27 protein-coding genes are annotated in these 24,625 nt (G+C 58.2%); 12 read left to right on the plus strand and 15 right to left on the minus strand.

Annotated features, from left to right (window positions below; genetic code table 11):
- Positions 1–11 precede the first annotated feature (11 nt).
- Complete coding sequence (locus F3G95_RS11635) at positions 12–662, plus strand: HAD family phosphatase (RefSeq protein ID WP_149795070.1); 651 nt, start codon at positions 12–14, stop codon at positions 660–662.
- A 36-nt stretch (positions 663–698) separates the two neighbouring features.
- Here the strand turns inward: F3G95_RS11635 and F3G95_RS11640 are convergent, their stop codons facing one another.
- Positions 699–1,430 carry a LytTR family transcriptional regulator DNA-binding domain-containing protein gene (locus F3G95_RS11640; RefSeq protein ID WP_149795071.1) on the minus strand — a complete coding sequence of 244 codons (732 nt, stop codon included), beginning with the start codon at positions 1,428–1,430 and terminating at the stop codon, positions 699–701.
- Positions 1,431–1,516: 86 nt separating this feature from the next.
- On the opposite strand from F3G95_RS11640, the gene F3G95_RS11645 reads away from it, so the two are divergent.
- Complete coding sequence (locus tag F3G95_RS11645; RefSeq protein WP_149795072.1) at positions 1,517–2,470, plus strand: glycosyltransferase; 954 nt, start codon at positions 1,517–1,519, stop codon at positions 2,468–2,470.
- A 123-nt stretch (positions 2,471–2,593) separates the two neighbouring features.
- On the opposite strand, the gene F3G95_RS11650 is transcribed toward F3G95_RS11645, so the two are convergent.
- Positions 2,594–4,393: an aminopeptidase P family N-terminal domain-containing protein gene (locus tag F3G95_RS11650; protein WP_149795073.1), complete on the minus strand. Its 1,800-nt coding sequence runs from the start codon at positions 4,391–4,393 to the stop codon at positions 2,594–2,596.
- 174 nt (positions 4,394–4,567) lie between these two features.
- Here F3G95_RS11650 and F3G95_RS11655 point away from each other — a divergent pair, with 174 nt between their 5' ends.
- The 4 genes from F3G95_RS11655 to F3G95_RS11670 all read left to right on the plus strand — a co-directional run bounded on the left by F3G95_RS11655 (position 4,568) and on the right by F3G95_RS11670 (position 8,388).
- A complete protein-coding gene (locus F3G95_RS11655; protein ID WP_149795074.1) occupies positions 4,568–5,464 on the plus strand; it encodes a DUF5808 domain-containing protein in 897 nt (298 codons plus the stop codon).
- Positions 5,465–5,721: 257 nt separating this feature from the next.
- Positions 5,722–6,900: a GTP-binding protein gene (locus tag F3G95_RS11660; RefSeq protein ID WP_149795075.1), complete on the plus strand. Its 1,179-nt coding sequence runs from the start codon at positions 5,722–5,724 to the stop codon at positions 6,898–6,900.
- 24 nt (positions 6,901–6,924) lie between these two features.
- Positions 6,925–7,887 carry a GTP-binding protein gene (locus tag F3G95_RS11665; RefSeq protein ID WP_149795076.1) on the plus strand — a complete coding sequence of 321 codons (963 nt, stop codon included), beginning with the start codon at positions 6,925–6,927 and terminating at the stop codon, positions 7,885–7,887.
- Positions 7,888–7,914: 27 nt separating this feature from the next.
- Positions 7,915–8,388 carry a hypothetical protein gene (locus F3G95_RS11670; RefSeq protein ID WP_149795077.1) on the plus strand — a complete coding sequence of 158 codons (474 nt, stop codon included), beginning with the start codon at positions 7,915–7,917 and terminating at the stop codon, positions 8,386–8,388.
- Positions 8,389–8,437: 49 nt separating this feature from the next.
- Here F3G95_RS11670 and F3G95_RS11675 read toward each other — a convergent pair whose 3' ends face one another.
- From F3G95_RS11675 to F3G95_RS11695, 5 genes are all read right to left on the minus strand, one after another.
- A complete protein-coding gene (locus tag F3G95_RS11675) occupies positions 8,438–8,701 on the minus strand; it encodes a Txe/YoeB family addiction module toxin (RefSeq protein ID WP_149795078.1) in 264 nt (87 codons plus the stop codon).
- Complete coding sequence (locus F3G95_RS11680) at positions 8,702–8,950, minus strand: type II toxin-antitoxin system Phd/YefM family antitoxin (RefSeq protein ID WP_149795079.1); 249 nt, start codon at positions 8,948–8,950, stop codon at positions 8,702–8,704.
- A gap of 83 nt (positions 8,951–9,033) precedes the next feature.
- Entirely contained in the window at positions 9,034–9,798 is a 765-nt protein-coding gene (locus tag F3G95_RS11685) for a nucleoside phosphorylase (RefSeq protein ID WP_149795080.1), read from the minus strand.
- Positions 9,795–10,502 carry a Crp/Fnr family transcriptional regulator gene (locus F3G95_RS11690; protein WP_149795081.1) on the minus strand — a complete coding sequence of 236 codons (708 nt, stop codon included), beginning with the start codon at positions 10,500–10,502 and terminating at the stop codon, positions 9,795–9,797. Before F3G95_RS11690 ends, F3G95_RS11685 begins: the two co-directional genes overlap by 4 nt.
- A 6-nt stretch (positions 10,503–10,508) precedes the next feature.
- Positions 10,509–11,366: an NAD(P)/FAD-dependent oxidoreductase gene (locus F3G95_RS11695; protein ID WP_149795082.1), complete on the minus strand. Its 858-nt coding sequence runs from the start codon at positions 11,364–11,366 to the stop codon at positions 10,509–10,511.
- Between the two features lie 340 nt (positions 11,367–11,706).
- Here F3G95_RS11695 and F3G95_RS11700 point away from each other — a divergent pair, with 340 nt between their 5' ends.
- The 3 genes from F3G95_RS11700 to F3G95_RS11710 are packed head-to-tail and all read left to right on the plus strand — an operon-like array spanning position 11,707 to position 14,493.
- Positions 11,707–12,717, plus strand: a complete 1,011-nt coding sequence (locus F3G95_RS11700; RefSeq protein ID WP_149795083.1) for an asparaginase — start codon at positions 11,707–11,709, stop codon at positions 12,715–12,717.
- A 10-nt stretch (positions 12,718–12,727) separates the two neighbouring features.
- On the plus strand, positions 12,728–13,567 hold the full coding sequence (locus F3G95_RS11705) for an EcoRV family type II restriction endonuclease (RefSeq protein ID WP_149795084.1): 840 nt from the start codon (positions 12,728–12,730) through the stop codon (positions 13,565–13,567).
- Complete coding sequence (locus tag F3G95_RS11710; RefSeq protein ID WP_149795085.1) at positions 13,564–14,493, plus strand: Dam family site-specific DNA-(adenine-N6)-methyltransferase; 930 nt, start codon at positions 13,564–13,566, stop codon at positions 14,491–14,493. Before F3G95_RS11705 ends, F3G95_RS11710 begins: the two co-directional genes overlap by 4 nt.
- A gap of 47 nt (positions 14,494–14,540) precedes the next feature.
- Here F3G95_RS11710 and F3G95_RS11715 read toward each other — a convergent pair whose 3' ends face one another.
- The 6 genes from F3G95_RS11715 to F3G95_RS11740 form a co-directional block, all read right to left on the minus strand.
- On the minus strand, positions 14,541–14,870 hold the full coding sequence (locus F3G95_RS11715) for a branched-chain amino acid transporter permease (RefSeq protein WP_149795086.1): 330 nt from the start codon (positions 14,868–14,870) through the stop codon (positions 14,541–14,543).
- Positions 14,867–15,604 carry an AzlC family ABC transporter permease gene (locus tag F3G95_RS11720; RefSeq protein ID WP_149795087.1) on the minus strand — a complete coding sequence of 246 codons (738 nt, stop codon included), beginning with the start codon at positions 15,602–15,604 and terminating at the stop codon, positions 14,867–14,869. Before F3G95_RS11720 ends, F3G95_RS11715 begins: the two co-directional genes overlap by 4 nt.
- Before the next feature lie 115 nt (positions 15,605–15,719).
- Complete coding sequence (locus F3G95_RS11725; protein ID WP_149795088.1) at positions 15,720–17,603, minus strand: heavy metal translocating P-type ATPase; 1,884 nt, start codon at positions 17,601–17,603, stop codon at positions 15,720–15,722.
- A 235-nt stretch (positions 17,604–17,838) separates the two neighbouring features.
- Complete coding sequence (locus tag F3G95_RS11730) at positions 17,839–18,060, minus strand: cation transporter (protein ID WP_015566080.1); 222 nt, start codon at positions 18,058–18,060, stop codon at positions 17,839–17,841.
- Between the two features lie 75 nt (positions 18,061–18,135).
- Complete coding sequence (locus F3G95_RS11735) at positions 18,136–18,474, minus strand: metalloregulator ArsR/SmtB family transcription factor (protein WP_149795089.1); 339 nt, start codon at positions 18,472–18,474, stop codon at positions 18,136–18,138.
- Positions 18,475–18,704: 230 nt separating this feature from the next.
- A complete protein-coding gene (locus F3G95_RS11740; protein WP_149795090.1) occupies positions 18,705–19,457 on the minus strand; it encodes a TIGR02206 family membrane protein in 753 nt (250 codons plus the stop codon).
- Between the two features lie 177 nt (positions 19,458–19,634).
- Between F3G95_RS11740 and F3G95_RS11745 the strand changes: the two genes are divergently transcribed.
- The gene (locus F3G95_RS11745) at positions 19,635–20,021 is read left to right on the plus strand and encodes a thioesterase family protein (protein ID WP_015566083.1); all 387 of its coding nucleotides are present in this window, start codon (positions 19,635–19,637) and stop codon (positions 20,019–20,021) included.
- On the opposite strand, the gene F3G95_RS11750 is transcribed toward F3G95_RS11745, so the two are convergent.
- Entirely contained in the window at positions 20,018–20,239 is a 222-nt protein-coding gene (locus F3G95_RS11750) for a hypothetical protein (protein ID WP_149795091.1), read from the minus strand. The two genes, F3G95_RS11745 and F3G95_RS11750, sit on opposite strands and share 4 nt — an antisense overlap.
- A 14-nt stretch (positions 20,240–20,253) precedes the next feature.
- Between F3G95_RS11750 and F3G95_RS11755 the strand changes: the two genes are divergently transcribed.
- Together F3G95_RS11755 and F3G95_RS11760 are read left to right on the plus strand one after the other, a co-directional pair.
- Positions 20,254–21,933, plus strand: a complete 1,680-nt coding sequence (locus F3G95_RS11755; RefSeq protein WP_149795092.1) for a Na+/H+ antiporter NhaC family protein — start codon at positions 20,254–20,256, stop codon at positions 21,931–21,933.
- Between the two features lie 99 nt (positions 21,934–22,032).
- Positions 22,033–22,512, plus strand: coding sequence for a MarR family transcriptional regulator (locus F3G95_RS11760; protein WP_015566084.1), 480 nt, complete (start codon positions 22,033–22,035; stop codon positions 22,510–22,512).
- A gap of 58 nt (positions 22,513–22,570) precedes the next feature.
- Here F3G95_RS11760 and F3G95_RS11765 read toward each other — a convergent pair whose 3' ends face one another.
- Complete coding sequence (locus F3G95_RS11765) at positions 22,571–24,496, minus strand: hypothetical protein (protein ID WP_149795093.1); 1,926 nt, start codon at positions 24,494–24,496, stop codon at positions 22,571–22,573.
- Positions 24,497–24,625 lie beyond the last annotated feature (129 nt).

Consider the following 24,625-nt stretch of genomic DNA (forward strand, 5'->3'; position numbering starts at 1 on the left):
GAGGACGACAGATGCACCGCAAGCAATGGATTTTCGACATGGACGGCACCCTCACCGACAGCATGACCGTGGTGTGGCAGGGCGCACCGCTGGAGCTGCTCCGCCGCTATGGCCGCACCGCAAGACCCGGCATCCACGATGTTCTGCTGAGCATGGGGATGGTGGAGGGCGCGGAATATCTCATCCGCACCTACGATCTGCCCCTGACCCTCCGGGACTACGAGCCTGCCATGCGGCAGGTCATCCGGGACCTGTACAAAAAAGTCGAGCTGAAGCCCGGCGTCCGGGAGATGCTGGCCCGGCTGAAAGCCGAGGGCGTGCGGATGTGCATCTGCTCCAACACCTGGGCAGAGCAGTGCGAAGAAGTGCTCACCCGGCTGGGCGTCGCAGACTATTTCGAGTTCTTCTACACCGCGCAGGGCGCGAAGAGCAAAGCCCACCCCGAGGTGTTCCGCGAAGTCCTCGAGCGGCTGGGCGGCAGCGAACCCGCCGACGCCGTTGTCTGTGAGGACGCTGTCTACGCCACCCGTACGGCCAGGCAGTGCGGCTTTTACCTCATCGACATCGAGGATGAGACCAGCGCCGCCGATCAGCCCGAATTGCAGCGCCTCGCCGACCAGTACATAACGGATTGGACACAGCTGGACTGGACAAAATTATAAAGCAATGGGGAGGCTCTTCCGGGCCTCCCCATTGTTTTATCGGAACTGCTTTTCCAGATAATCTTTCAGCGCCGTGCGGGCTGCAGGCTCCCGCCCGCGGGGGACAGGGACCCGTGCGCCGCTCTGCATCCAGAACTCACCCGCCGCCAGCTGGGACACCGCCGCCAGATTGACCACATAGGAGCGGTGGAGCTGGACGAAGCGCTCATCCGTTAAAAGCGGCTGGGCCACCTGCGCGAACGGCACCCGGACGGACAGGGACGGCACATCCTCGCCGCTGGCGAGATGGAAATGCACCACATGGTGGGTACACTCGAGGTATTCGATGTCCGCGAAGGGCAGCACCCGCAGACCCGACGCCGTGGCTACCGGGATGGCCGGGCCGTACTCCGGCTCGGCGGCCCGGGCCAGCAGAGCGTCCAGCTGTTCCGGCGGGACAGGCAGCAATAAATACTGCATGGCGTCCACCCGGTAGGCGCTGTAGGCGTGGGCGGGCGTGTGGGCCAGAAAAGCCAGCGGGCTGCGCCGCCCCCGGCTGCGGAGCGCAGCCGCCGCCCGCAGCGACGCGGCGGCTGCCGTGGACGGCAGCTCGATGAGGTACAGCTCGTACCGCTCCCCGGCGTCGTCCCGGGCCAGCAGGGCTTCCGGGCTGTCCAGCTGCTCGATGATGCAGGCGTCGTCCCGCCGGGCATAATAGTCGAGACACTGCCGCTCCACCCGGCTGCGGAGGACGCTGTCCGGACTGCACACCGCGATATGAAATATCATTCCGAAGCCCCCTTTCGGGCCTGCCGCCGGCGCTTGCTTTTTCGGCCCGGCGGGAGTATCATTGCTATAAAAAAGGAGAAACTGCTATGGAAATGCCTCTCGTCAGCATCATCGTCCCTGTGTACAATGCCCAGAGCCACCTGAGCCGCTGCCTCGAAAGCATCTGCGGGCAGGAGTACAAGGACCTCGAGCTCATCGTCATCAACGACGGCTCCAAAGATAAGAGCCTGCCCGTCTGCGAGGAGTTCCGCAAAAAGGACAGCCGCATCCTGCTGGTGGACAAGGCAAACTCCGGCGTGTCCGACACCCGGAACCTCGGCCTGAAGCTTGCCGGCGGCAAGTACGTCCAGTTCGTGGACAGCGATGACTACATCGCCCCGGACTACACGGCCCGGCTGGTGGAGGCGGCAGAGAAGACCGGTGCCGACCTCGTCATCTCGCCCTACACCATGGTCATCCCCGCCGGGGCGTCGAAGCCGGAACAGGTGCTGGAAAAGATCCAGGACGACCTCGGCGTCATGCACGTTGCACGCCCGCCGGAGAACCGGGAATACGGTTTCCTGCCCGAGGGCGTCTACGACAAGGACACCTTCGCCCGCCGCCTGATGGACAAGCCCGCCTCTTACTTTTACAGCGTGCTCTGGAACAAGCTCTATCGCCGCGACATCCTCACCCGGCACGACATCCGCTTTACCAGTGAGATGCGCTGGGCCGAAGACCTCGTGTTCAACATGCAGTATATCCAGTACGCCGAAGTCTTTGCGTCCATCCCGCAGCCCGGCTACTACTACGTCCAGAACCCTCAGAGCATCTGCCACACCCAGATAAAGCCCGCCACTCTGGTGCAGAACAAGATCCAGGTGTTCCACTACTACAAGGACCTCTACACCCGGCTTGGGATGTATGAGCAGGTGCGGCCCCAGCTCTACAAATTCCTCATCGACATCGCCGAGAGCACTTACCCCTCCGGCCCCTTCAAGAAGGTCATCGACGAGGCGAAAGCCTACTGGAAAGAGCACAAGGCAGAGATCTCATCCTAAAGAAAAGCGGGAGGCCCCTGCGGGGCCTCCCGCTTTTGTTGAAATTCAACCTCTCACCGCTCCATCCCGCTGACACGGGCATGTCGCGGAGCTCCCCTAACAGGGGAGCCTTTTAGAGGAATTTTACGCTCCGATGGCGGCACACTTCTTAGCCAGCCAGTCGCGCTCGTCCTCGGTCAGGCGGGGAGCCAGCTTCTCGAAGACCTCGCGGTGGTAGGCGTTCAGCCAATCCAGCTCGTCGCGGCTCAAAACGCCCGGGACGATGGGGGAGGTGGCGATCGGCACGAACGTGATGGGGCGGAATGCCAGGAACTCGCCGTACTGGTTGGATGCCTTGTGGCAGCACTCCAGCTCATTCTCGATGCGGATGCCCACGACTCCGCCCTCATAGACGCCCGGCTCGTCGGTGACGATCATGCCCGGCTTAAAGACGGTGGTGTTGCGGCCGTTCAGGGCGTGGGGGCCTTCGTGGACGTTGCCCACATGGCTGACGCTGTGGCCGGTGCCGCAGCGGTAGTTGATGAGGTGGCGCCACAGCGGCTCACGGGCGATGGTGTCCAGCATATGGCCGTCGCAGTAGTCCAGCCAGACAGCCCGGGCGATGTCGATGTGGCACTGTAACGTCCAGGTGTAGAACAGGCGCTCGTCCTCGGTCAGCTCACCCAGCGGGTAGGTGCGGGTGATGTCGGTGGTGCCGTCCATATAGGTCGCGCCGCTGTCCACCAGCAGGAAGCCCTTCTTCTCGAGCTTTGCGTGGTCTTCCTCGGTGGCGTGGTAGTGCATCATGGCGGCGTTGGGGCCGTAAGCTGCAATGGTGCCGAAGCTCTCGGTCAGGAACTTGTCCTGTGCGCTGCGGTACTTGTGCAGAATTTCGTCGATGGTCAGCTCCGTCAGCTCTTCGCCGGCGGCCAGACGGTTCTCCAGCTCGATCTGGAAGCGCACCATAGCCACGCCGTCGCGGATGTGAGCTTCGCGGGTGTGAGCCAGCTCGACTTCGTTCTTGACGCCCTTCATGGGCAGCAGGGGGTCGGCCTCGTCCTTGACGGTCAGAGCCGGGTTGGCCTGCAGGGTCTGGTAAACAGCGTAGTTGACGGAAACGGGGTCGGCCAGAACGGTCTGCTCTTCGGTCTGGGCGGCGAGGAAGGTAAGCACATCGTCGTACTCAGCCAGCTCCACGCCGTTTGCCTTCAGCTCCGCAGCAGCCTCGGCGCTGACGCGGGCGGTGTTGATGAAGAGGGTTGCCTTATCGGGGGTCACATAGCAGTAAGCCATTGCATAAGGGGTGCATTGAATGTCCATCGCACGCAGATTGAGCAGCCATGCCAGATTGTCCAGCTTGCCCACCAGCTGTGCGGTGCAGCCCAGCTCAGAGAGCTTCGCACGCAGCTGGCCCAGCTTCTCGGCAGGGGAGAAGCCTGCGTACTCTTTCGGCAGGAGCCATGCCGGGGTAGCGGGCAGGGCGGGACGGCCCTCCGTCCACAGCTCGTCCTCGAGGTCCAGCAGCTTGATGGTGCCTTTCTTGGCATCCAGCTCTTTCTGCAGGCTGCGCACCAGACCGCAGGAGGCGGTCAGGCCGCAGAGGCCCAGCGTGCCGCCCTCGGGCAGGACTTTGCCGCAGTACTGCTCGGCGGTCGGCACGCCCGGCTCGCCCATCCGCATCAGCTGGATCTCGGTGCCAGCGATCTCCTTCTCGGCCTGCACGAAGTAACGGCCATCGGCCCAGACAGCGCTCTCGGTCATGGTGACGACGAAGTTGGAGTTCTCGCCGTGGAAGCCGGAGAAGTAGGTCAGGGCAGTGTAGTGGTCGGGCATATACTCGCTGGCGTGCGGGTCTCCCACCGGGATGAGGTAGACGTCCACGCCGTTTGCCTTCATGGCCTCGCGCAGGGCGGCCAGACGCTCGGGAACGGTATTCATGCTCATGTCAAAAAGCCTTCTTTCTTTATTCTGCCGGAAAAACGTCCGGCGGCGATGGTTTGCTGTCCCTTATTGTATCATTCCGGGGCGCAGAATGCAATTCATGGGCGATGTTTTGACTTTTCGCGTTTTTCCGTGTATGCTAGGGTCGGAAGCTCTTTATAGAACGGAGGCGTTTTCATGGTATTTTCCATCATCATGCTCGTCTGCCTTATCGTCTGTGTTGGCATCGACTATCTGAGCCTGAAACGCATCGAGCGGAACGGCGCCCTACTGGGCGTCACGCTGCCGCAGAATGCCGCCGAGCTGCCCGAAGTGCAGGACATCGTACAGCGGTATCTGCGCCGGCTGCGCACCATCTGCCTGCTCTGTGCCGCTGTGAGTGTCGGGCTGTTTTTCGCGCCCAATTCGCTGTTTTATGTCACGGTCTGGGTCTATTTCTTTTTCGGAAGTCTGGCCCTGCCGTATCTGCCCTGTCTGTGGGGGAACCGCGCTCTGCAAAAACTGCGGGATGCCCACGGCTGGCCTGCCGCGCCCGAGGACGCCGCATGGAAATACGGTCTGCTCTATTATGACCCCGACGACAAGCGCATCTCCGTTCCCAAACGTATCGGCAAAGGAAGCGCTGTCAATCTCGCCACCCTCCGGGGTAAAATCGCTATGGCGGTCAATGTCATTGCAATCGTCAGCATTCTGCTGGTTGGGCCGGTGCTGGGCGTTCTCGACCACACCCCCGCAAGGCTGGAACTGCAAGTGTCGCCCACGGTAGAGCTGCAATCCTACCATGGAAAGACTCAGAAGTACACGATTCCCATAGACGACATCACCGAGGTTCAGGTTTATTCCTCCCTGCCGGAGGCCGGCCGGATACACGGCCTCGATTTGGAGCACTACTGGCAGGGTTCTTTTGTCATGGTACACGACGGCACCGTGCATCTCTGCCTCGACCCCACCGCCGGGAAGTTCCTCCGGGTGGAGACGGAAGACGGCATTTTCTGGTTCACCGGCGAGACGGACGAAAAGACTGAGAAAATCGCCGAATGGATTATTGAAGAGATGGGGCAGACTGCCGATTGACACCGCATTTTTTGCTCCCTGCCTGCTTGCGGGGAGCTTTTGTTTTGCCCCTGCCGCCCGAAAACGCAAGCAAATTGCAAAAAATGTTACAAATTTCTCATCAAAAAGGCCGGTTTGCCATTGACAGCCTTGTTATAATAGGAGTGTAGGAATTTTACGGGTCAGCACTCAGCGGCCCGGACTGCTTGTAAGGCCCGACGGGCCTGCTGGGCAGCGCCTTTGCGGCGTCTGCATAAAAGAAAGAGGCATTTCAGACTATGACCAAGATCGATATTTTCTCCGGCTTCCTTGGCGCCGGTAAGACCACCCTTATCAAGAAGCTCATCAAAGAGTCCTTTGCCGGCCAGAAGGTCGTGCTCATCGAGAACGAGTTCGGCGAGATCGGCATCGACGGCGGCTTTTTGAAGGAGTCCGGCATCCAGATCAATGAGCTGAACGCCGGCTGCATCTGCTGCTCTCTGGTGGGCGATTTCCGCGCCGCTCTGCAGCAGGTGGTGGAGCAGTACCACCCCGACCGCATCGTCATCGAGCCCTCTGGCGTCGGCAAGCTGTCCGACGTGACCCGCGCTGTCGAGGGCGTGGCCGAGCATCTGGATGTTCAGCTGAGCAGCTTCGTCACCGTGGCCGACGTCAACAAGGTCAAGATGTATATGAAGAACTTCGGTGAGTTCTACGACGACCAGATCAGCCACGCAAGCTGCATCATCCTGAGCCGCACCCAGAACGCCACCGAGGAAAAGATCGCCGCCGCTGTGGCCATGCTGCGCGAGAAGAACCCCACCGCTACCATCGTCACCACCGCCTGGGACGCCCTGACCGGCGAGCAGATCCTCAAGGCCATGTCCACCAAGGACGACTTCAAGGCTGAGCTGATCGCTATGGCTGCCAAGGCCAACGAGGAGCACGCCCACGAGGACGAGGAAGAGGAGCACGAGCACCATCATCACCATGACCACGATGATGGCCATGATGAGCATTGCTGCTGCGGCCATCATCATGATGACGACGACGATGATGAGGATGAGCACGAGCATCATCATCACCACGACCACGATGACGATGATGAAGACGAGCATGAGCATCATCACCACCACGACCATGATGACCACGACGAGCATTGCTGCTGCGGCCATCATCACCACCATCATCATGACCACGACGCCGATGAGGTCTTCACCAGCTGGGGCGTCGAGACGGCCAAGAAGTTCTCCAAGGCTGACATTGAGCACGCCCTCACCGAACTGGACACCGGCAATTACGGCATGATCCTCCGCTCCAAGGGCATCGTGGACGGCGGCGCAGACGGCTGGCTGGAGTTCGACTACGTTCCCGGCGAGTGGGAAGTCCGCGCACGCGGTGCAGACGTCGGCGGCAAGCTGGTGGTCATCGGCTCCAAGCTGGATGAAAAGGCCATCGCTGCACTGTTCGGCTGCTGATCGACCCTGAAAGGATAAAAGATTATGGCAAATGAGATCCCGGTTTACCTGTTTGTGGGCTTCCTCGAGAGCGGCAAGACCAAGTTCATTCAGGAGACCTTTGAAGACCCCAACTTCGACTCCGGCGACAAGACCCTTCTGCTGGTCTGCGAGGAGGGCGAAGAAGAGTACAATGAGAAGAAGTTCGCCTTCCCCGGCGTGACGCTCTATAACCTCGAGGACAAGGCCGAGCTGAACCCCCAGAACCTCGCAAAGCTGGCCAAGGAGGCCGACGCAGGCCGCGTGGTCATCGAGTACAACGGTATGTGGATGCTGCAGGATCTGGCAAACAATCTGCCCGAGAACTGGATCGTCTACCAGTGCATCGCCACCGCCGACGGCACCACCGCGCTGACCTACGCCCGCGACAACTCCATGCGCGCGCTGATGCTGGACAAGATCGCCCGCAGTGAGCTCATCGTCTTCAACCGCGCCGAGGCCGTCAACAACGACGCCGCCCGTCAGGAGCTGCACAAGCTGGTGCGTCAGGCATCCCGCAAGTGCGACATCGCCTACGAGTTCAAGGACGGCAGCGTGGCTTACGACGACATCCCCGACCCCCTGCCCTTCGACATCAACGCCCCGGTCATCGACATCCCGGACGACGATTACGGCATCTGGTATATGGACTGTCAGGACGAGCCCCAGAAGTACGCGGGCAAGACCGTCAAGTTCCTCGCACAGGTCTGCCAGACCAACCGTGCCGGCAAGAGCAGTTTCGTGCCGGGCCGGTTCGCCATGACCTGCTGCGTGCAGGACATCCAGTTCGTGGGCTTCCCCTGCAGCTACGACGGCTACAAGGCCCTCGAGCAGCGGGCATGGGTCAAAGTGACCGCAAAGGTCGGCTATAAGTTCCATAACATCTACCGCGGCAAAGGCCCGGTGCTCACCGCACTGTCGGTGGAGCCTGCCGAGAAGCCGCTGAACGATGTTGTCACCTTCTCCTAACTACAACATAACCAAGGAGGTCATGGCATGAAAGCAATCTTCCGCATTCTGGGTACTGCCGCCGCTGTGGCGGCCACCGGTGCCGCCATCGTCATCATGGACAAGCTCCTGAACGAGAAGGCCGCACCCATCATCGAATCCATCGAGTTCCCCGAGGAAGCCGAAAAGGACGACGCAGAGGCCGCCAAGACCGCCGAGGCATACGCCGAGGGTGAGGCCAAGGCAGAAGCCGAAGCCGCCGCACCGGCAGAAGAGACCGCTCCCGCTGAGGAGCCCGCCGCCCCTGAGACGGAGGCAGCGCCCGCTGAGGCCGCAGAGCCTGTGACCCTGCCCGACCTGAGCGAAGAGCGCCCGGTCTGTGACCCCGAGGCTCCGAACCCGAACCCCGTGGAGGCCGGCCCCGCCGTCGCCCCCAAGGACGAAAACGGTAAGTTCGACCCGACTAAAATCGCCGACGTCTCTGACTTCGGCGACTGGGAAGAGCAGGGGTGCAAAGGGTAATTCCCGCTGATAGTAAAAATGCCATCGCGCTTAGGCACGATGGCATTTTTTATCGCTCGTAGTGAGTCCAGAGACTCAGAATTTTGATGGTCTTTTCTTCCTCATCGATCTGATAAACCATTCTGTGCTGTAAATTGATGCGGCGGCTGTATGCGCCGTTCAAATCTCCGACCAGTTTTTCATAGGACGGCGGTTTCTGGAAAGGGTCGTCCCGGATAATATCGATCAGAGCCTTCGCCTTATCTGCCAGATGTGCCGCTTTCAGTTTTGGAACATCCTTCGCTGCTGTTTTGGTGTAGACGATTTTATACATTTACCACTCCACCACATCTTCGTCCAGACATTCGTCCAGAGGCTGTTTCAGGCCGTCCATGATTTTTTCCCTCATGCCGGGTACTGAAACCAGATACAGCGTCTCCATCAGGCCGCTGTAATCTTCCGCGCTCAGCAGAACGGCATCGCCATCCTTCGTGCTGATGTTCAGCGGCTCGTTGTACTTGATGGTCTGCTCCACATAGTTGAACGCATTTTTGCGGAAATTGGTGATGTTCGTCGTGGTCATGTTATCGCCTCCTATGTACATAATAGCGTACATAAAATGAAATGTCAAGCCGTTTCAACGACTCTCTGCGATTTTTATATGGTTCACCACATTCTCAGAACTTCTACACAGAGTTCCAACGCTTTCCGCAGCGAATCCTTTCCCCAGTCACGGTCATCATGCTGCTCTGCATTTGCAAGGGAATCCGCTGTGTACAGAATTTGTCCAAAAGCTGCTCCGCGCTTTTTGGCGCAGGCCGCAAGGGCAGCACATTCCATTTCTACCGTTGCGCAGCCTTCGGCTTTCCGGTACGCCACCATATCCCTTGTTTCTCGGAAAAAGCCGTCTGTCGTCCATGTGATGCACTCACGGAAGGGAAGACCCAGCGCACGGAAGGTCTTTTCTATGGCCTGCACCGCTTCCGAGGCCGGTTCTGCATACCGGGCGGCAGGAAGATAGTGATAGGATGTGCCCTCATCCCGCAGCGCTTTGGTCGGGATAAGAAATTCGTTCTCTGCCATTTCGGTCAACACGCCGCACGAGCCTGCCGTAACAATTTTCCTGCACCCGCAAGCAATGAGACAATCCATAAACTGCGCCGCAGCGGGCGCTCCCAGTGGGGCTTGACAGAGGCAGAATTCTTCGCCGTCATTTTTTACAACATAAATCGGGTAGGTCTTTGTGATCGTTTCAAAATGCTCTGCAACTGCCGCGCCCGTCTCGGCGGCATAGGAGTCGATGGTGTCCCCCAGAAAAGCAAAGACGCATTTCTCCGGTAGAGTCAGCTGCTCCGCCCCGTGGTTGGGCTTTAATATCTCTGTCGAGGCGAAATCGTATTCCAAAATGGGAAATTCATTTTTCTGTATCATGCTTCACCTCGCGCGATCCGGTTCAGTCTTTCCTTGTCCAATACCTCTACCCCGCCGCGGTAGAGCTTCACGATGCCCTCACCGGCGAAGTATTTCAGCAGGCGGCTCACCACCTCGCGGGCAGAACCCATGTACTTTGCCATCTGGTCCTGGGTCAGGCGGACATCGTCGCCGCCGGTCTTGGCAAGCTCGTCCGCAAGGAAGATGGCCAGCCGCCGGTCGGCGCTCATGAAGAGGATCTGCTGCATCGTCCACATGGTGTCGGAGAAGCGCTCAGCGGTCATCTGGTAGGCGAAGCACCGCACCTCCACGTTCTGCTGCATGAGACTGCGGAAGACGCCTGCGCTGATGCAGTAGGCCTCGGTGTCCTCTTCGGCGTCGATGTAGAGGTCAAAGTTCACCGAGTCCATAACGCAGGAGGCGGAGAGGATGCAGATCTCGCCGCCAAAGAGGCGGTAGAGGGTCACGTCCCGGCCATCGTCGGAGAGAAGATACGCCCGGAACTGGCCGGTGCGCAGCAGCAGGATGCCCACGCAGTTCTCCACCGGGCTGTGGACCCGCTCGCCCTTGCGATAGCGCACCGGGCGGGTGGTTCGGCAGAGCATCTCCTGCTGCTCGGCGGTCAGCTTGTCCCAGAAGGGGAAGGCACAGGCGAGACATTGGCGGTGCTCGTCGCATTTAGGGATAGGCAGGATCTCCGGCATCTTAAATCACCCCTTCCGCAGCGCTTTGGCGGCTTCGGTGCCTGCCAGAGCGCCCTCATAGACGGCCTTCGCCACCTGCAAAAGCCCGCCGGTGCAGTCTCCGGCGGCGTAGAGGCCGGGGACGGTGGTCTGCATTTTTTCATCTGTCACGATGCGGTCGTTCTCCACGGCGGCACCGATTTTCCGGGCCAGCGCCGTACTGCCCGCAACGCCCAGAGCTACAAACACACCCGCCAGCTCCACCACATCGCCGCCGGCCAGCTGGACGCCGGTGACTTTCTGCTCACCGAGGATGGCGTCGATTTTTTCAGGCCGGACAGCCACCTCCGGCGGAAACTCTGCCGCCGGCGGCGCACCATTCAGCAGGAGGGTAACGCTGGCCGCCACCGGCAGGAGCGCCTGCACCTCATGCAGGGCGTATTCGCCGCTGCCTACCACGGCCACATCTTTGCCGCGATAGAAAAAGGCATCGCAGGTGGCGCAGTAGCTGACGCCGTGGCCCTCGAGGCCCGCCAGCCCCGGGATGCGGGGCGTCGCCCGCGAAGCACCTGTAGCGAGGATAACAGCGTCCGCCGGGTAATTTCCATCGAGGGTTTCTACAGTGAGTTTATTAGTATAGGTCAGACCCACGGCCTCGGTGGTCACGAATTTGACGCCCACAGCCTTGGCTCCCTCGATGCCCTGACGCTCCAATTCCGCACCCGAGATGGGGGCGGCGAAGCCGTAGTAGTTCTGGATAAGCTCCGCGCGGTCAAGCGCACCCGGCCCCCGGGTGAGGACGGTGGTGTCCACCCCCGCACGGGCAGTGTACAGCGCGGCGGACACCCCCGCCGGGCCGGAGCCGATGATGACGATGTTGGACATAGTGGGCCTCCTTATACTTCTTGTATTATCGTAAAATCCGTTACTTTCTTTGCGCGCCGACGGCGCGAGGCGGGTTTTATTCTTTCGGTCAAATGGCTTTGCGCTCCGCGCGGGGCAGAGCGCTCTTTCATTAAGGCTAATTGTTCTCTTTTGGTGCACAAAAGAGAACTTAGCTCTGCGCAACAGCGCTCTATACCTCTATTATACACCAAATCCCCCTGATTTCTGTGACCAAGTCCCAAAAGCCTCCATTTTCCGCCCGAGCGCCACTTTGCAAGGGCGGGCGAGTGTGTTATACTTTCTATGAATGCGATTCAATCTTCCTGATGGAGGCTTTTTTATGTCCACAAAGCAGCGTCTGCTTTTTATCACCACCGGCGGCACCATCGCCAGCGTCCGCACCCAGCAGGGCCTCAAGCCCGTGCTCACCAGCGAAGAGCTTCTGGCTCATCTGCCTGAGCTGAACGAGCTCTGCTGCCCCGACACGCTGGCCCTGTGCAGCATCGACAGCACCGACCTCGGCCCGGAGCACTGGCTGATGATGGCGAAGGCCGTACAGGAGAACTATGCCCTCTACGACGGCTTCATCATCTGCCACGGCACCGACACGCTGGCCTACTCTGCGGCGGCTCTGTCTTATCTCATCCAGAATGCCGACAAACCCGTCATCCTCACCGGCGCACAGCAGCCCATCTCCAACGAGATCACCGACGCCAAGAAAAACCTTCGTGACAGCGTCATCTGCGCTCTCGACCCCGGCAGCCGGGGCGTCATGGTGGTGTTCGGCGGCCATGTCATCGCAGGCACCCGCGCCAAGAAGAACAAGACCATCAGCTACGACGCCTTTGCCTCGGTGAATTTCCCGGCGCTGGCACTGGTACAGGGCGACCGTCTGGTGCGGTATGTGCCTTCGCCCTGGCCCATCGGCCCTGTGGAGTTTGGACGCTCGCTCAGCCCCCGCGTCTTCCTGCTCAAGCTGACGCCCGGCCTCAGCCCCGATTTGATTCCCGACATTTTCCGCCTCTACGACTGCGTCATCGTGGAGAGCTTCGGCGTAGGCGGCATCCCCCAGCGGCTGATGGACGCCTTCGCCGAGGGCCTCGGCGACTACGACAAGACCCACAAAGTGCTCATCCTCACCACCCAGGTCACTTACGAGGGCAGCGACGTGGGCATCTATGAGGTGGGCAAGCGGGTCAAGAACCGCTTCCGCTTCCTTGAGGCCCACGACATGACCATTGAGGCCGTCGTGACGAAGATCATGTGGCTGCTGGCGCAGGACTGCGACAGCTTCGACCAGCTGCAGCAGCGGTTCTACCGGCAGGTCAATTTTGATACGTTCTATCACTGAGGAGTGTGCAATGAAAAACGAACGTGAAAAAGCTTTATTTTTAGCACAACTAAAAGACTTTGCAAATACTCTGTCCGATAAGATTGCAGTAAACGATGAATGGACCGTCAAGGGCTTTATCGATATTTTCAAAAACATTTATACGATTTCTTCCGACACTAAAATCGTCTCCAAAATATTGGAGTTGCACTTATTCCCTCAGTTTCTAGCCTTTGCCGAACAGACTGGATATGACATCGAACTTGCAACTTATCAAAATTACTACCCGGATTTGACTTTTATCTCTAAAACCGACCCTTCCATCAAATTCGCTGTTGATTTGAAAACAACTTACCGGGAAGAAAAGCATCCCGATTTTTGCAATGGTTTTACACTAGGCTCTCATGGCAAATATTTTATTGATAGAACGAGTACAAAAAACATTCAATACCCTTATGGTGATTACAGTGGACACTTCTGTTTCGGAATCATTTATACCCGTGCAGTGCTGGACAAAAAGAATGAGACGCATACATATTCCATCGACGAGCTAAACGAGATTCCTTCTGTTATCCACGATTTTCTCTTTTTCGCAGAAGAAAAGTGGAAAATAGCAAGTGACAAGGTTGGCAGTGGTGATACTGCAAACATTGGAAGTATCGAAAAAATCGAGGATATTCTGAACGGCAATGGCGTATTTGCGAAAGCCGGTGAGGAATTGTTCGATGACTATTGGGCAAACTTTGGCAAGATCGAGATACCTGCTGGAGGCAAACGCAAAAAGCTCTCTTCTTTTTCCGAATACCTGCAGTACAGAGGGCTTCCTCTCGAATTAAACAACTGCAGGGCTTCCAGAAGGAGTGGGAAATGAACGAAAAGGTATTTGTTCCGCCCCTGAAAATCCAGGGCATCAAGACAAAACTCGTTCCTCTGATCCGGGAAAATGTGGTTCTGAGCAAGGATACCGTGTGGTATGAGCCATTTATGGGTTCTGGCGTTGTGGGTTTTAATATCGAGCCCGAGCGTGCGGTCTTTGCAGACGTCAACCCTCACATCATCAACTTTTATAACAGAATAAAAGATGGCTCTATCACCAGTGGAAGAGTCCGTGCATTTCTCGAAGCGGAAGGGAAGAAACTCGAGAATGGCGATGCCGATTATTACTATGAGGTTCGTGACCGATTCAACCAGCATCACGAACCTCTGGACTTTCTCTTTCTGAACCGTGCCTGCTTTAACGGGATGATGCGCTTCAATAAGGACTACAACTTCAATGTTCCATATGGGCACAAACCTCAGCGGTTTGCAAAGGCTTATATCACAAAAATCGTAAACCAGATCGCCCACATCGAAGAGCTTCTGAAAAACCATGAATGGGAGTTTTTATGTCAATCCTTTGAGGATACGATAAGTTCAGCGACCCATTCCGATTTCATATACTGCGACCCTCCGTATATTGGCCGTCATGTCGATTACTATGACAGTTGGGATGAAGAACTCGAAGTTGCTCTGCACGGCGCACTCGTTAAATCACAGTCCAATTTTATGCTGTCAACATGGCATCATAATGATTACCGTTCAAACGAATATATCGAGCAGGTGTGGAATGACTGCCAAATCATCACACGGGAACATTTTTATCATGTGGGTGCAAAAGAAAAGAACCGCAATCCTGTCGTAGAGGCACTTCTTACAAACTATGTCATTACCGGCACTCAAAATCAGCTCCGGCTTGAAAATGAACAGTTGTCTCTATTTAGCACTTCCGATACACTTCCAGAAAAAATAGCAAATTAAAAACGTCCTGTATTGCTGCAAAATCAATACAGGATGTTTTACATTTCTCAAAACACCATTTGCACCAGCAGCACATAGCACAGCGTGCCGCCGGCGATGGAAAACAGCGTCTGATGCTTCCACTTATGGAGGGCGACGGTCACTCCGATGGCGATGGCCTCCGGGATGCCGTGGCTGCCCGAGGTGAGACTGACGCCCTTGAGGCAGTAGACGATGAGCATTCCGAAGATGGCGGCGGGCAGCACATGGCCCAGATACTCCACCACCTCCGGCACCTTGCCGCCCCGGGAGCCGAACACCAGAAAGGGCAGAAAGCGGGTGAGCATGGTCGCCGCCGCGCAGACGGCGATGGTCAGGATGAACTGGATATTGCTCATTTTGCCGCCTCGCTTTCTTTGGCCTCGATGGGACGGCGGAACAGCAGCAGTGCCACAAGGATGCAGACCATCGAGGGGATGAGGAAGCTGCCTGAGCCGAAGATGCGCAGGCAGACCAGCGGGGCGGCAATGCCGACGATGGCGCTGGTGTGCTGCTTTTCCTTCTCCCACTGGTTGAGGAAGATGACCACGAACATGGCCGTCATGACGAAATCGACGCCCTCGGTGCTGAAGGGCAGGACAGAGCCGAGGGCCGCGCCCATGGCCGCGCTGGCGACCCAGTAGATCTGGTCCAGCAGGGTGATGAAGAACATGAACCAGCCCTTATCCACGCCCTCGGGCGGCTCTGCCGAGCAGGTGATGGAGAAGGTCTCGTCGCTCATGGCGAAGATCATGTAGGCGCTGCGCAGGCCGTAGCCGCGGTAGCGCTGCAGCATGGTCAGGCCGTAGAAAAGATGCCGCGCCTGGATCATCAGCGCCATCAGAAAGGCCGACACCGGCGCAAAGCTGCCCAGAAGCAGCGACGCCAGCACGAATTCCAGCGAGCCGCCGTACACTACCGTACCCATCAGGGGCGGCAGCCAGACCGGCAGGCCCAGCGACTGCACATAGATGCCGTAGCCGAGGCCCAGCACCAAATATCCGGCAAACACCGGCAGCGTCTGAGGCGCTGCGGCCCGGAACGCGCGCCATACCGGCGCACGGCTCAAATTTGTTTCGTTTTGTTCCTGCATTCATTTCAACCCTCCAATACAGTAGTATAACAGGTTTATCTGCATTTGCAAGAACTATTTATAAAGCAAAGAGGGTTCTGTGCGGCCGCACAGAACCCTCTTTGCTTTATATCTTTTATTTTTTGGTGAGGTCTTTCGTGTAGAGGGCGCGGGTGGCGTTCAGGACAGCGAGGACCATGACGCCGACGTCGGCAAAGATGGCCGCCCACATGTTGGCGATACCCAGAGCACCCAGCAGCAGGCAGGCCGCCTTGATGGCCAGAGCAAAGACGATGTTCTGGTAGACGATGCTCTTGGTGCGGCGGGCAATGCGCATGGCGAGGGCGATTTTGGCCGGGTCGTCATCCATCAGGACGACGTCGGCGGCCTCAATGGCGGCGTCAGAGCCCAGAGCACCCATGGCGATGCCCACATCCACACGGGAGAGGACAGGGGCGTCGTTGATGCCGTCACCCACGAAGGCCAGCATCTCTTTGGGGTTCTTGGCGGCCAGAAGCTTCTCGATCTGGTCCACCTTATCGCCGGGCAGCAGGCCGGCGTGGTACTCGTCGATGCCCAGCTCTGCCGAGACAGCCTTTGCCACCGGCTCTGCGTCGCCGGTAAGCATGACGGTCTTGCGGACGCCAGCCTGCTTGAGGCCCTTGATGGCCTGTGCGCTGTGGGGCTTCACCACGTCGGAGATGAGCAGATAGCCCGCATACTTGCCGTCGATGGCCACATGGACGATGGTGCCGGTCTGGGGGACATCGGGGACGGTGAGGCCCAGCTTTGCCATCAGGCGGGCATTACCGGCAGCGACCGGCTTGCCGTCCACCTTGGCGGTGACGCCGTGGCCGCCCAGCTCCTCCACGTCGGTGACGCGGGCAGCGTCGATGTCCTTGCCATAAGCAGCCTTGATGCTCAGGGAGATGGGGTGCTTCGACCAGCTCTCGGCCAGCGCAGCGGCTTCCACGAGGCTGTCTTCGGTACCGCCCTCCACGGGGCAGACCTTGACGACCTTGAAGGTACCCTGGGTCAGGGTGCCGGTCTTATCGAAGACGACGACGCGGGTATCGGCCAGCTCTTCCAGATAGGTCGAGCCTTTGACGAGGATGCCGCAGGCAGAGGCGCCGCCGATGCCGCCGAAGAAGCTCAGCGGGATAGAGATGACCAGTGCGCAGGGGCAGCTGATGACGAGGAAGGTGAGGGCGCGGTAGACCCAGTCGCCGAAGCGGGCGGGCTGGCCCATCAGCAGCAGAACGATGGGGGGAATGAAGGCCAGCGCCAGCGCGCCGTAGCAGACCGCCGGGGTATACACCCGGGCAAAGCGGGTGATAAAGTTCTCGGCGCGGGCCTTCTTCATGCTGGAATTTTCCACGAGGTCGAGAATTTTAGAGACGGTGGATTCGCCGAACTCCTTGGTGGTCCTGACCTTGAGCAGGCCGCTCATGTTGACACAGCCGCTGATGACCTCATCGCCGGACCGGGCATCCCGGGGCAGGCTCTCGCCGGTGAGGGCGGCGGTGTTGAGGGTGGAAGCGCCCTCGACGATGACGCCGTCGATCGGCACACGCTCACCGGGCTGGACCACGATGAGGGTGCCGATCTCGACCTCATCGGGGTCCACCTGCTCCAGCTTGCCGTCCTCGCCCTCGATGTTGGCGTAGTCGGGCCGGATGTCCATCAGGGCCGAGATGCTCCGGCGGCTCTTGCCGACGGCAACGCCCTGGAACAGCTCGCCGATCTGGTAGAAGATAATAACGGCACAGCCCTCGACGTAATCGCCCAGCGCAAAGGCACCCACGGTGGCGACGGCCATCAGGAAGCATTCATCAAAGGGCTGACGGTTCTTGATGCCCAGAAGGGCCTTGCGGAGCACATCCCAGCCCACCACGAGGTAGGGGATGCAGTAGAGCAGCAGCTCCACCGACGCGGGCAGAGGCGGCAGCAGCTTGAGCACCAGCACCAGAGCCAGAGCGGCGATGATGCGGTACAGCATTTTCTTTTGTTTTTTCGTCACGGGTACCAGCCTCCTTTTGGGGCAGTTTTCTCAGATTCAACAGGTTTTCCCCACAAGGGGCTTGTTTTCCACGCTTTCCCCCGGCTTTTCCACGAGGTTTTCCCGCAAAAAGCCTCAAATGCGCGTTCATTTTTCTTTTTTTGCGTCCAGAATGTTGAAAACGCCGTGGAAATTGTTGAAAACCGATTTATTTTTCCACATTTTCCACGCGCATCCCGGCAGTATAAGTCGAAACTCAGATGCCGAAGATCTCGCAGTCGTCCTCGACCTTCTTGCAGGCGGAGAGGACGTTCTGCATGGTAGCCTTGACGTCCGCGCCCTCATCGAACTCGACGTTCATCTTCTGGGTCATGAAGCTGACGGTAGCCTTTGCGACGCCGGCGACCGTGTTGGCGGCATCCTCCATCTTCTGGGCGCAGTTTGCGCAGTCAACTTCGATCTTGTAGCTCTTTTTCATAATAAGTACCAGCCTTTCTTTCTATATCCCCGCTCCGCCGCAGGGTGCGGCAGAGCTTGCAGCGTTTTGGGGGCATCACTCTTCGATGTGGTCCATGCCCATGGAGAGGATGCTGCGCACATGGTCATCGTCCAGTGCATAGTAAACGGTCTTGCCGTCGCGGCGGAAGCGGACGAGCTTTGAGTCCTTGAGCACCCGCAGCTGATGGCTCACCGCCGACTGGCTGAGCTGAACGGCATTTGCAATGTCCTGCACGCACAGCTCATCGTCGTGGAGGGCGTAGAGGATCTTGATGCGGGTGGAATCGCCGAACACCCGGAACAAATCGGCCAGCTCGTAGAGCACCTCATCGTCCGGCAGCACCGGCGGGGCCGTGGGCAGCTTCTGTTCTGGGGCAAGAGCATTCTCAGCCATCGTTGTCATCCTTTCGCTTCAATATATGAACATCTGTTCATGTGTTCATGATAACACGCTGTATGGCTCCTGTCAAGGGGATTTGCGCAAAAAATCAGCATTCTCTTAAAATTGATAAAACAGACCGCAAAACGCAAGAAATTTGCAGATTTATTTTGCAGGAAGGGTGCAATTCAGGGCAAAAGAAAAAGGCAGTCCTGACCGAACTGCCTTTTTCTAAAGCACTGCATTCATGCCCGCTTCTTCTTTTTATAGTCCGCCGCCCACGGCAGATACATGAGGAACAGCGCCAGCGCGGTGGCAGGCAGGAAGCCAAGGATATAATATTTTTCGCCCAGCAGGGCCGTGAAGGTGCTGGTGATGATGTTCCCGTAGGGATTATTGAGGAAATAGAAGTTGGTGTTAAGGGACTTATTCAGAAAGTAGATGGGCAGGGCAGAGCCGAACAGGAACGCCAGCACCTGCGGCACCCGCCGGGGACTGGGACGGTAGCCGCCCGCCACCAGCAGGACTGGATAGAGTACCAGCAGGGCATGGATACTGACGGAGTGCAGATTGATGAGCGTCCACCAAGAGGGGACATCCAGCCAGCTGGGGCAGAGCAGGGCCAGCATTGCGCCCGGGATACAGAGGGCATACAGTTCCTCTTTGCACCAGTTTCTGTCCGTAATCGTGTTGTACAGACAGACGAAGACGTTGATATTGCACAGGTGCAGGGGCAGATAGCTCCAATTCCACTGGCCGGTCAGGGCCATCCCCAGCAGAAGGGCAGCTTCGTCCAGCAGGAGCAAAGCGGTGACTCCGACTAAAATGCGCCGCCGGGTGCGGGCAGAACTGCGGCGATACCACAGGGCCGTCCCCACGATAAAGGCAAGCGAAATGGCCAGCTCCATGAGGTGAACCGTGCCATACAGCGGGTAGCATCGGTAATCGGCCCCGTATTCGGCGTGGGTGATGTCGTAGGATTTCCAGAAATCGTTCATCTTCTTTCCCTCCTTGTCCAGCTTATGATACCGCGTTTGGCCTCAGACGGAAAGAGTTTTGAAGGAAAATCCAGAAAACAGGTGCAATGGCATGGATTTTGTGGTATCCTTACAAACGTGAAATTATCTGCCGCAAACCGCGGCAGCACGACAAATTAAGAAAGAGGGAATTTTTATATGTTAGAAACCGGAATCCGCGGCAAGCAGAGCGTCGCCGTGACCCCCGAGAACACCGCCAAGACCATGGGCAGCGGCACGCTGAATGTCTTCGCCACCCCCGCACTGGTGGCGCTGGCCGAAAAGACCTGCTGGATGAGCGTCGCTGACGCTTTGGATGAGGGCTGCGGCTCTGTGGGCACCAAGCTGGAGCTGGAGCACACCGCCCCCACCCCCGTGGGCATGACCGTCACCTGTGAGAGCGAGCTGACCGCTGTGGAAGGCCGCAAGCTGGTATTCAAAGTCTCCCTGTACGACGAGAAAGGCCCTGTGGGCGGCGGCGTCCACGAGCGCTTCGTGGTCAACGACGCAAAGTTTGCCGCCAAGGCCGAGAGCAAGAAGGGCTAAGACTCTTTTTTCTCGGCAAGCTCGATGGGCGGCGGGTCGGCAGCCAGCAGCTGCTGCTCGGCCCGGGCCTGAGCTTCCTGCAAAAGCCGTGCCGCCTGTTCGCTGGCACGGAACAGCTCTAAATACATCGCTTTATAGTCCGGCGCAGCCAACACCCCCTTCCGTGTTCCATCACGGGCTTTGGAGTTAGTCTGCCCGGCAGGCTGCAAAAAAATCACCTGAGGAGTTTATCATGAAAAAAACCAATCTCTCGTGGGTGGGTGCTCTGTTGGTATTTGCCCTGCTGCTGTGGTGTACCGCCGCAACGCCCGGCAAAATCGACGACCCTTCCACCTACACCTGCGCCGTGTACAGCTCGGCGCTGTCCCTGCTGCCCCCTGTGGTGGCCATCGTGCTGGCCCTGAACACCAAAGAGGTCTACACCTCGCTGCTGGTGGGCATCGCCACCGGCGCATTGCTCTACGCCAACGGCAACCTTGAGCTGGCGCTGACCACCCTCTTCTTCAACGAAGACGGCGGCATGGTGTCCAAGCTGTCCGATTCCAGCAACGTGGGCATCCTCGTCTTTCTGGTGATGCTGGGCATTCTGGTGGCCCTGATGAACAAGGCCGGCGGCAGCGCCGCCTTTGGCCGCTGGGCCTCCACCCACATCCACACCCGGGCGGGCGCGCAGTTCGCCACCCTGCTGCTGGGCATCCTCATCTTTGTGGACGACTACTTCAACTGCCTGACCGTCGGCTCCGTCATGCGCCCGGTCACTGACCGGCAAAAGGTCTCCCGCGCAAAGCTGGCCTACCTCATCGACGCCACCGCAGCACCCGTCTGCATCATCGCGCCGGTGTCCAGCTGGGCCGCCGCCGTCACGTCCTCCGTCCCGGAAGGCTCGGGCATCAACGGCTTTACCATGTTCCTGCGCACCATCCCTTATAACTACTACGCCATCCTCACCATGGTGATGAGCCTCTTCCTCATCTTCAGCGGCCTCGACTACGGCCCCATGAAGAAGCACGAGGATAACGCCCTGCTGGGCGACCTCTTCACCACCGACGACCGCCCCTACGGCGACGACGCGGACGACGGCAGCGACACCCGCGGCCATGTGGTGGACCTCATCGCGCCGGTGCTGGTGCTCATCGCGGCCTGCATCTTCGGCATGGTGTACACCGGCGGCTTCTTTGAGGGCGTGGACTTCGTCACCGCTTTTGCCAACTGCAGCGCCTCCATGGGCCTCGTGATGGGCAGCGCCATCGCCCTGATGTTCACCTTCGTGTTTTACCGGGTGCGGGGCGTCATGACCTTTCAGGACTTCGCCGCCTGCATCCCCGAGGGCTTCAAGGCCATGGTCAGCCCCATGCTCATCCTGACGCTGGCATGGACGCTTTCCGGCATGACCGGCCTGCTGGGCGCAAAATACTACGTCGCAAGCCTGCTCAGCGGCTCTGCGGCGGCTCTGCAGTACCTGCTGCCCATCATCATCTTTGTGGTGGCGGTCTTCCTGGCCTTTGCCACCGGCACGTCCTGGGGCACCTTCTCGATTCTGGTCCCCATCGTCTGCCATGCGTTCCCGGAGGGTGAGATGCTGGTGGTCTCTATCGCCGCCTGCCTGTCCGGCGCGGTCTGCGGCGACCACTGCTCGCCCATCTCCGACACCACCATCATGGCCTCTGCCGGCGCGCACTGCAGCCACGTGAACCATGTCTCCACCCAGCTGCCCTACGCCATGACCGCTGCCGCCATCTCGGCGGGCTGCTACCTGCTCTGCGGCGCAGCACAGGCTGTCCTCGGCGATGCCGCCAACACCCTGACCTCCTTCGTGCTGCTGGCCTGTGCCATCGTCATCGAACTCGTCGTGCTCAGCCTCGTCAGGGCGCGGATGGGCCATACTGGGAAGGAAGAGGTCACAAAATCTTAACGGAATCGTAGATTTTTGTCTTCCCCTCCGGCGCAAATCATGGTATACTTATCAAAAGAGTAAATTTTTTGAGCTATTTGCTCACTGGAGGAAAACCCCATGCTGGAAGAAGTCTTTCAGGACGTCTATACAAAATTCAAGCTGCATTTTTATCAGAATGTATTTCAGCGCTTTGCCACCCGCGAAGCCACGCTGACTACGGTGGAGTCCTTCTGCATGGAGGGCATCATGGCGATGGGGGAGCCCACCATTGCAGAGTTTTCCCGCATGATGGGCATCTCCACCCCCAACGCGGCTTATAAAATCGGCAGCCTCGTCAAAAAGGGCTATGTGGAGAAGATCCAGTCCACCACCGACCGCCGCGAATACTTCCTGCGCCCCACCCAGAAATACATCGATTACTACAGCATCAGCTATTCTTACCTGCACACGGTCATCGAGCGTGTGCGCAAGCGCTTCCCAGCTGAGGACTGCGACAAGATGGAGCAGATGCTCTCGGTCATCAGCACCGAGCTGATGCCGGAGCTGGATATGCTGGCCAAGTGCCGCCACCCCGAAGCTCCTAAATCGGAAGAATAAAATACAGCACGACGAAAGAGGCCGTTGTAAAACACAACGGCCTCTTTGTTATGCTGTCTTACAGCAGTTCGTTATGCTCGACCCCGCCGACGGTCAGCCTTGCATCTGCGCCGCTGTGGGTGAGGGCGAAGAGGGTGTCCTCCACGCCCAGCGACAGCATGGCGTCGATGTCCAGCGCCGTCTCGCGGCTCTTGGTACGGAAGACGAGGGTATCTGCGCCCTGCGCTTTCAGGTCTGCCAGATTGCCCAGACGGCCGGAGAGGATGGCGGTGTCAGAATCCGCTGTGACGATGTAGCGGGCATTTTCCAGATACATCTCGTAGGCATGAGCGCCGGTGACAGTGAGGACGATGGCGGCGTCACTCGAGTTTTCTTCTGCCGCAGGCTGCATGACCGGCAGAATCTTCACGCTCGTCGAGCCACATCCCTTGCAGAAGTATTCTACTTCGCCTGCCGAGTCCTGAGTTGCAGCCACACGATTCGCTTCTTGCCAATCGTGGATATGTTCACTCTCGGTTTTTCCATCAACTCGAGTCACCGAGCCCCCAGTCATGTCAGAGAGGTCCAGCTCTATTTCTTCGCCTTTGACCGGTGTACCTGTAGTGTTGCCGTTCGATGAATATCCACCGGAACCAATAGACGCTCCATCACCCAAATATCCTTTATACCGGTCTCCGGCTTTTCCACCTTTTGCAGAGACCTGTATATTTCCGGAAATTTTCACCGTTCCACTGCCAGAACCACCGCCTCCGATGCCGGCCGCACTAGTCCCTCCCTGTGCATCTACTTTTGCGTTGCCGGAAATCGTGACATCGCCATCTTTCCAGCCACCGCCACCAATGCCAGCGCCTCCACGTTCGCTTGTACCGCCGACTGCCTCTTCGACCACTGCATTTCCAGAAATCGTAACAGTTCCATTCCCGACACCGCCACCGCCGATGCCAGCGCCATTATAGTTTCCCTGTGCCTTTTTGATAACCGCGTTCCCGGTAATCGTCACATCTGCATTTCCTCTGATTCCGCCACCGATACCCGCGCTATAGTTTCCACCTGTTGCAGTAATTGTACCGCCGGTGATGCCCAATTTCGATGTACTATTATTATTATCGCTCCCGATTCCTGCACCTCCTGAACCGCCAACTGCCATTAAAGTATTCTGGTTACTGTCCGCTGTGATGGTCAGTTTTCCGCTCGAAGTATTATCATTTTTCTCGACGCCAGCATAGCCGTTTCCACTCCTCAGGGTATTGTCTCCCTCCAGCTTCAGGGTCGTGTCACCTTCGCCTTTTACAGACAGCGCGGCCTTACTATCTGTGCTCACATTGATATTCACGTTTTCGAGCGTGACCGTCGTATCCTTTTTGGTGCAGTTGTTGATGATTGTAATGATATGCTTCACCGCTTCGTTCACAGCCTTTGTCACCGTGCCGGCGGTGTTGTTCTCATAGGTCATGATGTCATCGTCGTCATCTGCGTCCTCCTCGACAGGCTTCTGCCCGGTCGGTGCCTCGAGGGTGGCGGCGGCGGTCTTCCCTTCGGGCTTCTGCGTGTCCGGCGTCTTCGGCTCGACATCCGCAGGCTCTGGGTCGTCCTTTTCCTGGGCTTCCCCGCTTTTCACGTTCTCGGGCCAGACGATGAGCTCCGTGCCGGTATTCTCCGCAGGCGCTCCCGGCTCGGCATCCACCACCGGCTTCTGTTTTTCGACCTCGTCCGCCGACCCGTCAGAGTTGTTCTTGGTCTGTTTGTCCGGGTCCTCGCCGCCCTTGATGACTACCTCCGTCTTGTCTATTTCGCCGATGTCATCTTTGTTTTTCGCATCGCCGACACGGACATAGGTTTCGCCCTTTTCCGTAACGGTCACCGTAATATCACCGTTATTGATGTAATAATCCTTTGCCAGTGCCGTCGGGGCTGCCGCCGAAAGCGCCATGCTCAGGGCCAGCGCGGCTGCCGCCGCACGCTTCATATTTTTCCGTAACCGCATACTTTTTTACCTCCTGAATTATTGCAGGCTTCTGCGGTTTTATTTTACCCTCCCCCCCCCTCCCTCCTTTTCCTCTCCTCTTTTTTTTTCATCCTCCCGCCTCCTTTTTACTCCGGACTTTTTCTTTAC

It is taken from the genome of Faecalibacterium sp. Marseille-P9312 (assembly GCF_902497445.1).
Lineage (GTDB): Bacteria > Bacillota > Clostridia > Oscillospirales > Ruminococcaceae > Faecalibacterium > Faecalibacterium longum.